The organism is Tetragenococcus koreensis (assembly GCF_003795145.1).
In the GTDB taxonomy this organism is placed as follows: Bacteria; Bacillota; Bacilli; order Lactobacillales; family Enterococcaceae; genus Tetragenococcus; species Tetragenococcus koreensis.
The window spans coordinates 594,413-606,818 of record NZ_CP027786.1 but is presented as its reverse complement, the minus strand read 5'-3'; the positions used below and the strand labels follow the sequence as shown (position 1 = coordinate 606,818).

At 37.5% G+C, this 12,406-nt stretch carries 13 protein-coding genes; 3 read left to right on the top strand and 10 right to left on the bottom strand.

All coding sequences use genetic code 11. From position 1 onward, the window contains the following. Window positions 1-3 precede the first annotated feature (3 nt). The 5 genes from rnz to C7K43_RS02865 form a co-directional block, all read right to left on the bottom strand. On the bottom strand, window positions 4-948 hold the full coding sequence (rnz, locus tag C7K43_RS02885) for a ribonuclease Z (RefSeq protein ID WP_124005475.1): 945 nt from the start codon (window positions 946-948) through the stop codon (window positions 4-6). 41 nt (window positions 949-989) lie between these two features. Beyond that, window positions 990-1,541, bottom strand: coding sequence for a DUF1269 domain-containing protein (locus C7K43_RS02880; protein WP_124005474.1), 552 nt, complete (start codon window positions 1,539-1,541; stop codon window positions 990-992). Between the two features lie 68 nt (window positions 1,542-1,609). Further along, window positions 1,610-2,926, bottom strand: coding sequence for a GTPase ObgE (obgE, locus tag C7K43_RS02875; RefSeq protein ID WP_124005473.1), 1,317 nt, complete (start codon window positions 2,924-2,926; stop codon window positions 1,610-1,612). An 88-nt stretch (window positions 2,927-3,014) separates the two neighbouring features. Further along, window positions 3,015-3,944: an alpha/beta hydrolase gene (locus C7K43_RS02870; protein WP_124005472.1), complete on the bottom strand. Its 930-nt coding sequence runs from the start codon at window positions 3,942-3,944 to the stop codon at window positions 3,015-3,017. A gap of 149 nt (window positions 3,945-4,093) precedes the next feature. After that, on the bottom strand, window positions 4,094-5,185 hold the full coding sequence (locus C7K43_RS02865; RefSeq protein WP_124005471.1) for a DUF871 domain-containing protein: 1,092 nt from the start codon (window positions 5,183-5,185) through the stop codon (window positions 4,094-4,096). Between the two features lie 173 nt (window positions 5,186-5,358). Between C7K43_RS02865 and C7K43_RS02860 the strand changes: the two genes are divergently transcribed. After that, window positions 5,359-6,099 carry a peptidylprolyl isomerase gene (locus C7K43_RS02860; protein WP_124005470.1) on the top strand — a complete coding sequence of 247 codons (741 nt, stop codon included), beginning with the start codon at window positions 5,359-5,361 and terminating at the stop codon, window positions 6,097-6,099. Between the two features lie 93 nt (window positions 6,100-6,192). Here C7K43_RS02860 and fabZ read toward each other — a convergent pair whose 3' ends face one another. Further along, entirely contained in the window at window positions 6,193-6,630 is a 438-nt protein-coding gene (gene fabZ / locus C7K43_RS02855) for a 3-hydroxyacyl-ACP dehydratase FabZ (protein WP_124005469.1), read from the bottom strand. A gap of 196 nt (window positions 6,631-6,826) precedes the next feature. On the opposite strand from fabZ, the gene fabI reads away from it, so the two are divergent. Then, on the top strand, window positions 6,827-7,582 hold the full coding sequence (gene fabI, locus C7K43_RS02850; RefSeq protein ID WP_124005468.1) for an enoyl-ACP reductase FabI: 756 nt from the start codon (window positions 6,827-6,829) through the stop codon (window positions 7,580-7,582). Between the two features lie 84 nt (window positions 7,583-7,666). Then, complete coding sequence (locus C7K43_RS02845) at window positions 7,667-8,602, top strand: mechanosensitive ion channel family protein (RefSeq protein WP_124005467.1); 936 nt, start codon at window positions 7,667-7,669, stop codon at window positions 8,600-8,602. A 38-nt stretch (window positions 8,603-8,640) separates the two neighbouring features. Here the strand turns inward: C7K43_RS02845 and cbpB are convergent, their stop codons facing one another. The 4 genes from cbpB to racE form a co-directional block, all read right to left on the bottom strand. Next, window positions 8,641-9,135 carry a cyclic-di-AMP-binding protein CbpB gene (gene cbpB / locus C7K43_RS02840; RefSeq protein ID WP_124005466.1) on the bottom strand — a complete coding sequence of 165 codons (495 nt, stop codon included), beginning with the start codon at window positions 9,133-9,135 and terminating at the stop codon, window positions 8,641-8,643. Between the two features lie 291 nt (window positions 9,136-9,426). After that, entirely contained in the window at window positions 9,427-9,939 is a 513-nt protein-coding gene (locus C7K43_RS02835; protein WP_124005465.1) for a metallophosphoesterase, read from the bottom strand. A gap of 1 nt (window position 9,940) precedes the next feature. Further along, window positions 9,941-11,290, bottom strand: a complete 1,350-nt coding sequence (rph, locus tag C7K43_RS02830; protein ID WP_124007230.1) for a ribonuclease PH — start codon at window positions 11,288-11,290, stop codon at window positions 9,941-9,943. Beyond that, window positions 11,280-12,110, bottom strand: coding sequence for a glutamate racemase (gene racE / locus C7K43_RS02825; protein ID WP_268827304.1), 831 nt, complete (start codon window positions 12,108-12,110; stop codon window positions 11,280-11,282). The genes rph and racE overlap by 11 nt, the downstream gene beginning before the upstream one ends. Between the last annotated feature and the right edge of the window lie 296 nt (window positions 12,111-12,406).

Here is a 12,406-nt window from a genome sequence, read left to right as displayed (position 1 = left end):
GAATTAATTGCCCTCCTTTTCTTGAAATGGAATCGACATCCAATAAAAATCTTTTGCTATAATCGTATCAGAAAAAACTTCTTGTGCTTCTTTTTCTAGCTCAATAACATCTTTGCTTAAATAGCGGGCACTAATATGTGTTAAAATCAGCTGTTTGATACCTGCTTTTTTAGCTACTGTTGCTGCCTGCTGAGTAGTCGAATGATAATAAGATTTGGCAAGTTTTGCTTCGTCCTTATTAAAGGTACTTTCGTGAACCAGAACATCCGCATTTTGAGCTAAGTCAATTGCATTTTGCGTATAGCGTGTATCCCCTAAGATCGTTACGATGCGTCCTTTTTTTGCCAGCCCCACAAAATCAGCACCATTAATCGTACGCCCATCTGCTAAAGTGACACTCGCGCCTTCTTTTAACTTACCATAAAGCGGACCAGGCTTAACGCCTAAAGCTTTTAATTTCTCTACTTGCAGCTCACCTTTATGGTCTTTTTCAACCACTCGAAAGCCAAAACTTGCAATGCCATGATCTAACTTTTTACAAGATACAATAAACTGATCATCTTCAAATAAAGTCTCTTCGTCGCTAGATATTTCGATAAATTTTAAAGGATAGTTCAGATGAGTTTTTGAAATTTTTAGGGCAGTACGGACAAATTCTTCCAAACCTTTGGGACCATAAATTTCTAATGGCCTATCTCCTGCTTGGTTTGAACGACTAGTAATTAATCCAGGCAGTCCAAATATATGATCGCCGTGCAAATGACTAATAAATATTTTTTCAATTTTACGTGGTTTGATCGTTGTATGCAAAATCTGCATTTGCGTTCCTTCACCACAGTCAAATAACCATACCGCATTGCGCTCAGCTAAAAGCCTTAAAGCAATACTAGTAACATTACGATGTTTTGCCGGTAATCCGGCGCCCGTTCCTAAAAATTCCAGTTCCATAATCTACCTATCTTTCTTTTGCTAATCAGTGGGTTGTCATCTTATTCTCGATGCTTTTCATCCCAATTCTGTTTCGTATTTGCTTTGGTCGTCTCTTCTACTTCTTGTGCTTTTTTGATTTCTTCTTGAACTTCTGTTAGATCAAAACGAGCAATTTCACCGCCTAATTCCATCATAATGATTTGGTTTAGAGGGCGATTATCCGTTTCATCTGCAATTAAAATCAAACCCGTTTCGCCGACATCGATTTTTTTACCCACAAAATCAAAGACCGTTTGAGCCTCTCGAATTTCTTTACTATCTCTGGAAGCGCCGATGACACTGCCGCCAAACCAACCCAAAAGTATGCCTAAAGGGCCGCCCAAAATACCAATCATCATGCCGATAAGTCCGCCTTTTGACGTTTGGTTTGAACCTGTAAAATCAATGAAATCTTCTACCGTAAATTGATGCTGACCGCTAGCTGAATGAGTAACAACCGCCATTTGTTCACCACTTACTTCCTTGGCTGTCTGTGCTTTTTTGATCATAGAAAATCCTTGATAAGCTTGAGCATTTTCTTCAAAATTCATAATAATTACGCGTTCTGTCATTTGTTTGCTCCTTTCAGCAGTTTCTTTCATTTTAGCAATCCAAATATAAATATCTACTGCTTTTAGACTTATTCAACAAATTCAAAAACAAAATCTTTAATCCGTACCAGTTCGCCGTCTTTTGCTCCTCGTTCCCGTAAGGCTTCATCAACGCCCATTTTACGTAATTGACGAGAAAAACGTCGAATCGCTTCTTCATGTTCAAGATTGGTCATCTCAAATTGTTTTTCCAACTGGCTTCCTGTAAGTACCCAGGTAGCATCTGGATCCCGTTGAATTTCAAAAGCAGGTTCGTTTGCAGCATAACCGTATTGAACAGTTTCTTCTTCGGCTACTGTTTCTTCTTGAAGTGGGAAGGCGGGTGCTTTTTCTAATAAATCAGCTGTGGCATTAATTAATGGATCAGTTCCTTGACCGGTTACCCCAGAAACAGAAAAAATCAAAGATTGTTCAGCCGTTTCATCCTCTTGTTCTTGGATCAATTTTTGCTTAAACTGTTCCAAGTTTTCTTGAGCATCAGGCATGTCCATTTTATTAGCAACAATTATTTGTGGACGTTCTAATAAACGTAGGTCATAAGAGGCTAGTTCTTGGTTAATCGCCATGTAATCTTCATAGGGGTCCCTACCTTCCATACCACTCATATCAAGAACATGCAAAATCACTCGAGTTCGTTCGATGTGACGTAAAAATTGGATACCTAAACCTACACCTTGCGAGGCGCCCTCAATTAATCCAGGCAAGTCAGCAATCACAAAATTTGCACCATTTGCAGCCGAAACCATACCTAAATTGGGCACTAATGTCGTAAAATGATAAGCCCCAATTTTAGGTTTAGCTGCAGACATCACTGATAATAAAGTAGATTTCCCAACTGATGGAAACCCAACTAGACCTACGTCTGCGAGAATTTTCAGTTCTAACTCAATTTTTCTTTCTATCCCAGGTTCACCATTTTCTGCTAGTTCAGGCGCTGGATTTCTCGGTGTAGCAAAGTGAACATTCCCACGTCCACCACGACCGCCTTTTGCGACTGTGAGCATTTGTCCATCTTCTATCAAATCTCCCAGAAATTCACCTGTATCTTTATCGCGCACGATGGTACCTTGAGGAACCTTTACATAAAGGTCTTGTGAAGAGCGACCGTGCATACTCTTACTCATGCCATTTTGGCCTGCTTGAGCTTTAAAATGACGATTATAGCGAAAATCCATTAACGTACGTAAACCTTCATCTACGATTAATATCACATCGCCGCCGCGGCCCCCATCGCCGCCAGCAGGTCCGCCGTCAGGAACGTACTTTTCACGACGAAAAGCCACCATCCCGTTACCGCCGTTTCCTGCTTTTACGTCAATTGTTGTTTGGTCTAAAAACATGGACATACTTGTGTCCTCCATTCTATATACTGACTACTCTATCCTTGAACCTTTCCTATTGTACCTAGCATTTATCCGTTTGTCCATCATTTACTTATCGGGCATATTTTTTTAAGAAAGCTTTGATTTTTTCCCGATAAAGTTCAGGGTCTTGATTATAGCTATCAGCATGAGTCGCGTGAGGAACTGCCCATTTTTCTTTAGGAGCATCCGTTGCTTGATAGACTTCATCTAGCATGGAAAAAGGAACAAATTTGTCTTCTTTACCATGAATAAAGAAAATCGGTAATTCATTTTTCGCTAATTGCTGAGTCGCATCCGCTTCCCCGAAAAAATAACCAGCCCGAACTTTAGTTACCAAACTAGTAATAGGAATCATTGGAAATGCTGGCAGATCAAATAAGTCTTTTAATTGATAGGTTAATTCTTCTTTAACAGAGGCATAACCACAGTCTTCCACAATCGAAACAACATTTGCAGGTAATTGTTCTCCTGAAACCATCATAACTGTGGCCGCGCCCATACTCAAGCCATACAAAGTAATGGTTTCATCTTTACCTTGGTTTTGTAGGACTTGGTCAATCCACTGCAAATAATCTTTGCGCTCATGCCAACCAAAACCAATATAATCGCCTTCACTCTTCCCATGACCGCGAGCATCAGGAACTAATACATTATAGCCCATATCATGATACATTTTAGCATACTCTGCCATGCTTTCAGCCGTATCCATATAACCATGAGCTAAAAGTGCTGTTTTACCTTCTTGTTGATCAGCTGGTAAAAAGATTGCCGATAAATTTAATCCATCTTCTGATTGAAGGTTCCAACGACTACGATTTGTTTCATCCGTATACCATGTTTCAATTTTTTGTGTTTCTTCAGTTATAGTGTCTGTATCCGGACTTAAAAAGTCCTTTTCAGAGGGGATAACTGCATAATCATAAAAATAATTTCCGGCATATACCAAACCACCCACTAATGAAACTCCTAGAATAACTACAATCCATTTTAAATATTTCATCATCTTTTCCTCATAACTATTAAAATTCCTTACCTAGTATACGAAAAAAAGCAGCGAAATAAAAATAATTTGCGTTTTTGTTTACATAATTTTTATATGGTAAATAAAAAAACTAGGACGTAAATTTTACGCCCTAGCTCGGTTGTTTATTATTGTCTTTCAATTAAGCGAAAACTAGACCAAGGTTTTAAAAATTGAAGTAAAAATAACTCTTCGTCGGAAATGCGTCCTACCACATTCACTCTGCCATCATTTTTCATTGATTGTAAAGCAATCTGCGTTTCACCTTTGTATTGTTCGTAGCCTACGTTATCAATCAGCACATCGCCACGCTTCATATCACGAGTATTGTGGGCAGGAAATGATTTTTCTTTATAATAAACTCGTGTCATGGTCGAACGCAACAAATACTCTGAGGCATCCCCGCGATAACTATGCAGATTATCAAATAAACAAATCCGTTCATCTTCTGTAATATCATCTGCCACATCAACCTGTAGAGTTGGATAAAGGGCATTGAAACTCTCAGCCATTACCTGTAATTCGGCTTCTGAAGCATAAGCATTCGCAATTGTAATATCATCAATCAATCCCGTTAAAAGTAAATGCTTTACCTGTGTTTCAAGTGCTAATTCGCGGTGTTCTTCTAAGGTGCATAACCCATCTTGCGTCGGCCAAGGACCAAAGGTAGCAGCCTGTGAATTAACAAAAGCCATAGTATTTAAATTATAGTTACGAAATTTCTCAGAACAATAAACAAAATGCTCATATCCTAAACCCGTATAACGATGCGGGTAAAAATTATGAGAGCCAAGTAAATTAGCAGTATTAGGTGAATAGGACATGATATTATCCACATAATTTGTTCCACTACTCATATTGATTTCAATTTTTAAACGATAAGGATTACGTGTCATTTGTGCTTCTTCTGCACCCGTAAATCCTAAATCTAAGCGTACACCATCAGCGCCTAATTCATTGAAAAAAGATAAATCATCATATGATATACCCAATTGTTCAAACAAACGAGGGTTAATATCAACCATAACTTCCATATCCAATGAATTCGCATAATCTACTACTTGTTTAAAATCAGCTAATACTTTATCTTTATCTTCAGTAATTTGTAATAAACTAGTAAACACCCGCTTAAAACCATATTTATGTGCTAAATCTAAATAGGCTTTATCTTTTTCAAATGTAGATCGTTCTGGATAAAGCGAAATACCTAACTTTCCCATGAAGAGCCTCCTATTAAAGCTATTTTTAATTCAATTCTATTATAACAAAGCTCTTATAATCGGTCTATATCTTTTTTATATCCGCTTTCATAAAAAAAGAATCGCTATTAACGGACAATTTTGCTATGATAAAAACATACAAAAACTAAAAATATTTTGCGAGGTTATTACATATGAAAAAAACAATCTTCCCCCTTCTAGGTACTGCTTTTGTCAGCCTGCTTCTGCTTAGTGCTTGTACAAATGATGCAAGCCAGACAACTACTAGCTCCCAAGCAACCACCGAGCCCTCAGTTGACTTAAACGCCTTAGAACTCCCACAATTGGACCAAGAGCCCAAAGATAACGAAGACGTGATCGAAATGGAAACAGATGCCGGTAAGATAACAGTTAAATTATTTCCGAAAATCGCTCCTAAAGCAGTCGAAAACTTCATGACTCATGCTAAAAATGGCTACTATGATGAGACAACTTTTCATCGGGTCGTTGATGAATTTATGATCCAAGGTGGCGACCCTGAAGGTGATGGATCCGGTGGCGAAAGTATTTGGGAGAAAGGATTTGAAATTGAACCTTCTAATCAGCTTTATCACTTACGCGGAGCACTTTCGATGGCACGCGGTCAAGAAACCGACAGTCAAGGCAGTCAATTTTTTATCGTGCAAAATGATGAAGATGTCTCCGACGGGTTGGCCATCCAATTTACCCCTGAAAAAATTATTGAGGCTTATAAAAACGGTGGAGCACCGCAACTAGATGACGATTACACCGTTTTTGGTCAAGTGATCGACGGCATGGATGTGGTAGATGAAATTGCCCAAGCTGATGTTAAAGAAAGTGACTCTGGCGAAAATTCAACTCCTGAAGATCCAGTTAAAATCGATAAAATTACTATTAAACAAGAAGCAGAATGATGTAATTAGCAATTTGTTTTCTGATAATAAAAAAGAACCAGGTAATCATTCTCACTGAATAAATGACCTGGTTCTTTTTTTATTGCTTCACTTTTATTCGTCGCCAACAATAAAAGTAAATTCACATTCAGCAGCTATTTTATCCTCAACAGTTGCTTTTGCTATAGCTGTACCAACGGAGCCTTTTGTTTTAGTAATTTCAAAAGAAAGTTTTAAAGTATCTCCGGCTATCACTTTTTGTCTAAATTTTGCTTTATTAATACCACCGATATAAGCAGTCTTTCCTTGGAATTCATCTGATTTTAAAATCAAAATTGAACCTGCTTGTGCTAAAGTTTCTAGAATTAACACTCCCGGCATAACAGGATTTCCGGGGAAGTGCCCTTGAAAGAAATCTTCATTAATAGTCACGTTTTTAGTAGCTATAATTTTTTTACCTGATTCGATATTATCAACATAATCTATGTAAAGGATCGGGTAACGGTTAGGTATTACTTCTTTTACTTCTTCTTCAGTTAAAAATTTTTCCATTTAATTTATCCCTCTCAAAATTCAGAATACTTTGATTATCAAAGTAACACATTTCTATTTATTTGGCAATAAAAGATCAAAATAAGTAAATTTAGTTTGACAATCAAACAATTTTATCTAATAATAAGAAATCATGATTCTTTTTTCATGAGTTGTCATCGAAATTATTATCTATTTTTATTTAAGGAGTGGAATTATGGGCTTTCTAACAGGAAAAAAAATCGTCGTTATGGGCGTCGCCAATAAACGTAGTATCGCTTGGGGCTGTGCACAAGCAATTACTGAGCAAGGTGGCGAAGTTATTTACACTTATCAAAACGATCGCATGAAAAAATCTTTGGAAAAAATGCTTAACGGAGATGAATTTTTAGTCGAATGTGACGTTGCTGACGATGATAGTATTAAAAATGCTTTTGATCAAATTAAAGATTACGCTGGCCAAATTAATGGAGTTGTTCACGCAGTCGCTTTTGCTGATAAAGATGATTTGCAAGGCAATGTTTCTGATATTTCACGTAAAGGTTATTCTCTTGCTCAAGATATCAGCAGTTATTCACTAATCGCCGTGACGCACTATGCAAAACCATTATTAGCTGAAGGCAGCGGTATCGTTACATTGACTTATTTTGGCTCACAACGTGCAGTTCCTAACTACAACATGATGGGGATTGCTAAAGCTTCATTAGAAGCAGCAGTGCGCTATTTAGCAACTGAGTTTGCGCAAGACCAAGTTCATGTCAATGCCATTTCTGCCGGCGCTGTGAAAACATTAGCTGTAACTGGGGTTAAAGACTATAATAAATTAATCCAACTGTCACAAGAACGTACGGCCGACGAAGTAAGTGTAACCACTAATGAAATCGGTAATGTCTGCGCCTTTTTAGTTAGTCCTTTGGCAAGTGGTGTGATCGGAGAAACTATCTTTGTCGATAAAGGTGTTCACCTATCTTAATTTTTATTTACTCCTAGATTTTTTGATTTTCTTTTTTAAAAAAGCTTGTTACAATGGTTAAGCATTAATTTGGGAGGGAATATCATGTTTTTATCTAGAGGTGCGCAAAAAATACTTGCCACGACAGCAAGTTCTGCCGTCGATTCATCCGATTCGGGGATTACCGAACCCACTACAGAAAAGTTGAATGCTTTTCAACGTTGGTGGAGTAATATTGATTGGGAAGCATTAACGGGTACGGTTATCTCAAAAGCGATCGCACTCATTGCTTTAACTATTTTATTCGCCGTGTTAATACGGTTAACAGACTATTTTATTGATCGTGGCTTTCGCCTTAACAAAAAGAAGAAACAAAGTGAAGTACGCGTCAAAACAATGAATGCATTAGCCAAAAACGTTGCGCATTATACATTAGGCTTTTTTTACGTTTATTCATTACTTTCTTCACTGGGTATTCCTGTAGGTTCACTTCTAGCAGGTGCTGGAATTGCTGGTTTAGCAATTGGTCTGGGTGCGCAAGGCCTTATGAGTGATATCTTTACCGGATTTTTCATTATTATCGAACAACAATTCAATGTTGGTGATTATATTCAACTAACAGATTTAGATTTGGAAGGGACCGTTATTTCAGTTGGATTACGAACCCTTCAATTACAATCAGGCGATGGAACCGTCCATTTTGTTCCTAACCGTAACATTACGACGATTAGTAATACCTCACGCTTTGATATGAGAGTCCAAGTTAATGTTCGAGTAAAACCTTCTGAAGGACTTGATGGTATTCACGAGGCAATTGAACGAGCGAATCAAAAAATTGTCGACAATTACGCTGAGTATATTCAAACTCCTCCTGTCATTTTTGGTCTCGTCGATCTGGGTAACAACAACTTCGCGATCCAAACGACGATGTATGTTAAAAATGGGCAACAGGGTAAACTAGAAGAAGAGTTATTAAGTGCTTCGATTCAAGAATTAACAGCAAATGATTACTCTATTCCTTCATCACCAATAAGTGTATAAAAAAGTTCGAAAAGGTTTTTTACCTTTTCGAACTTTTTTTAATTATTTAATTTTTCATTGACTTCTTTTTCTCTTGCGACAAATTCATATCTTCTTTCTACTTCGTGCACAAGGTGGTTAACCGATTTTAGTACTTCTTTTCTGGTGATAATCCCTCCAAAAACATTGTCTTCATCAACAATTGGTAAAAAGGATGCGTCTACCAATAAATGAAGGGCATCCTCTAAGTCGTCTTCTTGACGCAAAGATGCAACATCAACTTCCATCACATCAGCTACAGACAGACCATCGAGAATCTCCGAATTAAATCCGTCTAGATCCATCATTCTATCCACGATATTAGCTAAACTAATAAGCCCAACTAAATGATCAGACGAATCTAAAACAGGAATTTTGCTATATCCTACTTTGGATAAAACTAATAATGCGTGCTCCAGTGGATGGCTATATAGCACTGTGGCTACATTTTCCGCTGGAATCAGATATGATTCTTTATTTTCCAAAAGTAAGGATTTTGTATATTTCCCAATCAACCTGCTACCTCCATTTCTATCGGAACTACAACTCTTATTATACCTTAAAATAAGAATAAAAATCAGAAAAAGCGGTTTCTTTAAGATTTTGTAATAACTATTCACTTTTTATTCTTAATTGTAAAAATTACAATTCCCTATTTTCTTATGCTGAATTGGTTTAGATACTACACTGGTTTATAGTTCTTATGTGGCATCTGCTTAATTATCACATGACTTTCCTATATATTTAACCGCGCTCAAAAAATATACTCAAAAGTCCACATCAAAGGAAACTTTTGAGTATATAAATTACTTATTAAAAATAAAAGAAAGGTCTTCTATCGGTTCAAAATTTCGGTCATAATATTGCACTTGGAAATTCTCTGTCGTACTTTCAATAATCGCATAAGTTTTAACAGAAATACCACCACGAGGTTGTAAAATACTCCCTGGATTTAAGAACAGCCGGCCCTTATTGACTTCACAACCAAGCTGATGGGTATGGCCAAATAAGGCGATTGTCGCTTCGTATTCTTGTGCTTGCATATCCAATTGCATTAAACCCATCTTCACACTTGATAAATGACCATGCGTTAGATAAACAATATCTTCTTCTGTATCAACAACTTGCGCTTTTTTATAACGGGAGTCAAAATCCGTATTGCCGGTTACTACATAAACCCCATCCCACACTGGATCATCAGCTGGTAATTCAGAGTCTCCACAATGAAAGATGTAATCAACTTTTCCTTTGTAATGATTAAATAAATCAACTAAGACTTGTCGGTCTCCGTGGCTATCACTAACGACTAAATATTTCAAACTATTGTCCTCCTTCTAACCATTCTTGCCATTGGTCTTGCAGTTTGTTCAGCGCCTGTGCGCGGTGACTAATCTTATTCTTTTTAATTTCGCTCAACTCAGCAGCTGATACGTTTAGGTCTTCAGGTATAAATAAGGGATCGTAACCAAAGCCATTATCCCCTTGTGGAATACGAGCAATCCGTCCTGGCCAATCAGCCTCTACCACTAAACTTTCTTTTTTAGGAGCAGCAAATACCAGTGTGCAATGGAACTGGGCACCCCTTTGCTCATCCGGCACGTTCGTTAATTCATGCAGTAATTTTGCATTATTAGCGGCATCACTTTTTTGCTCCCCAGCAAAACGAGCAGAGTAGACCCCGGGCATGCCATTCAATACATCAACTTTTAGTCCCGAGTCATCCGCTAAAACTGGACATTGTAAAATATTAGCAATGGTTTCCGCTTTTAAACGAGCGTTTTCTTCAAAGGTACTACCAGTTTCCGCAACCTCGGGTAATTCTGGAAAATCTTTCATGGTTTTGACTTCATAGCCAGTGTCATGAAACATTCTAGTAAACTCTCTGACTTTACCAGGATTTCCAGTAGCAATTACAATTGTCTGCTCATTAATCTGCTGTTTTTGTTCTTCATTGGCATATAAAGCTGCTTTTTGTTTGCTTACTAAAGCGTCAATACCTTGTTTTCCTAATATCAGAAGTTCATTTAATTGTGAGCGATCAAACGTCGCTTCTTCGCCAGTTCCTTGGATTTCAATAAAACGACCCGATTCGGTCATTACAATATTCATATCTACTGCACAACTACTATCCTCTTGATAATCCAAATCAAGTACACAGCTGCCGTCCGGCAAAATACCAGTACTGATCGCAGCAGCAAATTCTTTAACGGGATCTTCGGCTAATTCATTGGTCTGCAATAACTTATCAATTGCTAAACGTAAAGCGGTAAAAGCTCCTGTAATACTAGCAGTTCTGGTTCCGCCATCAGCTTGTACCACGTCGCAATCTACAATGATAGAACGTTCCCCTAGTTTTTTTAAATCCACAACAGCGCGCAACGACCGTCCAATCAGACGTTGAATCTCCATGGTGCGTCCCTTTAGTTTTCCTTTTGTGCTTTCTCTTTTATTTCTGGTTTGAGTTGCTCGGGGCAACATACTATATTCTGCGCTAACCCATCCGGTATTGGTATCTTTCAGAAACGGTGGAACTGTTTCTTCGATGGTTGCTGAACAAATCACTTGTGTATCGCCAAAAGATATAACAACTGAGCCTTCTGGTTGTTTATAAACATTGGTTTTTATATTGATGTTTCGTAACTGATCAAAATACCTGCCATCATGACGCATCATTTGTTCCTCCTAAATCAATCTGTTTTGAATAAATTTTTCCTTTACCCAACCAATCTTGGGCAATCTGATCAAATAATTGGGTAGAGCCTGTCGTGTAAAATTCAGCATATCCTTTGGTGTCGTTGCCATCATTTGAAATATTAAAATAATCCAAAAGCATACTCACTTCACTAATTGTTTCTGCGCCAGAATCGATCAAGGTCACATCTTTGCCCATCACATCTTGAATCACCGGGCGCAATAAGGGGTAATGAGTACATCCTAATATTAAAGTATCTAAATGTTTATTTTTTAACGGTTGCAATGTTTCAAATACAATTTTTTTAGCTACTGAAGAATAAAATTGATTACTTTCCACGATAGGAACAAATTTTGGACAAGCGAGACTGACGACTTGCGAGCTTGTAACTTTTTCCTTAATCGCCCGCTCGTAAGAAGCACTTTTGACCGTTCCCTTAGTTCCGATCACACCAATACGCTTATTTTTAGTTGCTTTAACTGCCGCTCTAGTCCCTGGCATTATAACGCCTACTACCGGAATTCCTAGTTGCTCTTTAATGGAATCTAAAGCAACAGCTGTAGCTGTATTACAAGCGATCACCAGCATTTTGATCTTTTTTTCTTGTAAAAAATGGGTCATTTCCCAAGTGAATTGGACTACTTGTTCTTTAGGTCTTGGTCCATAAGGGCAACGTGCTGTATCTCCCAGATAAATAAAATTTTCATTCGGCAATTGTTTCATCGCTTCTTTTACAACGGTTAATCCTCCAACTCCCGAATCAATAAAACCAATTGGCTGATCATTCATAATTGTCATCCTCTATTTTCTTTAAACATTTCCATTTATTTATTGTGTACTTTTTTCCAAAACTTTTCAAGCTTTAAACAAAAAAACCCATCTATAAAAGATGGGTTTTTGCTTTAATATTTGTATCGTTTGTTTTCCAAATATCTAGACAATAATGAAAGTAAATAACTCAAGTTTCGCACATGTAAAATGATATTAAACAACGGTCTTATCAACTCTTAGGTCGAAAAAAGTCCTGATATTGACTGCCTACCTTTTTATACAAAAAGAACTCCTTTTGTTTTATAATTGATTTAACCACAAAC

Bases quoted from the DNA above. Each gene is read 5' to 3' on its own strand.
- rnz (WP_124005475.1), bottom strand. From the start codon at position 948: ATGGAACTGGAATTTTTAGGAACGGGCGCCGGATTACCGGCAAAACAT.
- C7K43_RS02880 (WP_124005474.1), bottom strand. From the start codon at position 1,541: ATGACAGAACGCGTAATTATTATGAATTTTGAAGAAAATGCTCAAGCT.
- obgE (WP_124005473.1), bottom strand. From the start codon at position 2,926: ATGTCCATGTTTTTAGACCAAACAACAATTGACGTAAAAGCAGGAAAC.
- C7K43_RS02870 (WP_124005472.1), bottom strand. From the start codon at position 3,944: ATGAAATATTTAAAATGGATTGTAGTTATTCTAGGAGTTTCATTAGTG.
- C7K43_RS02865 (WP_124005471.1), bottom strand. From the start codon at position 5,185: ATGGGAAAGTTAGGTATTTCGCTTTATCCAGAACGATCTACATTTGAA.
- C7K43_RS02860 (WP_124005470.1), top strand. From the start codon at position 5,359: ATGAAAAAAACAATCTTCCCCCTTCTAGGTACTGCTTTTGTCAGCCTG.
- fabZ (WP_124005469.1), bottom strand. From the start codon at position 6,630: ATGGAAAAATTTTTAACTGAAGAAGAAGTAAAAGAAGTAATACCTAAC.
- fabI (WP_124005468.1), top strand. From the start codon at position 6,827: ATGGGCTTTCTAACAGGAAAAAAAATCGTCGTTATGGGCGTCGCCAAT.
- C7K43_RS02845 (WP_124005467.1), top strand. From the start codon at position 7,667: ATGTTTTTATCTAGAGGTGCGCAAAAAATACTTGCCACGACAGCAAGT.
- rph (WP_124007230.1), bottom strand. From the start codon at position 11,290: ATGCGTCATGATGGCAGGTATTTTGATCAGTTACGAAACATCAATATA.
- racE (WP_268827304.1), bottom strand. From the start codon at position 12,110: ATGACAATTATGAATGATCAGCCAATTGGTTTTATTGATTCGGGAGTT.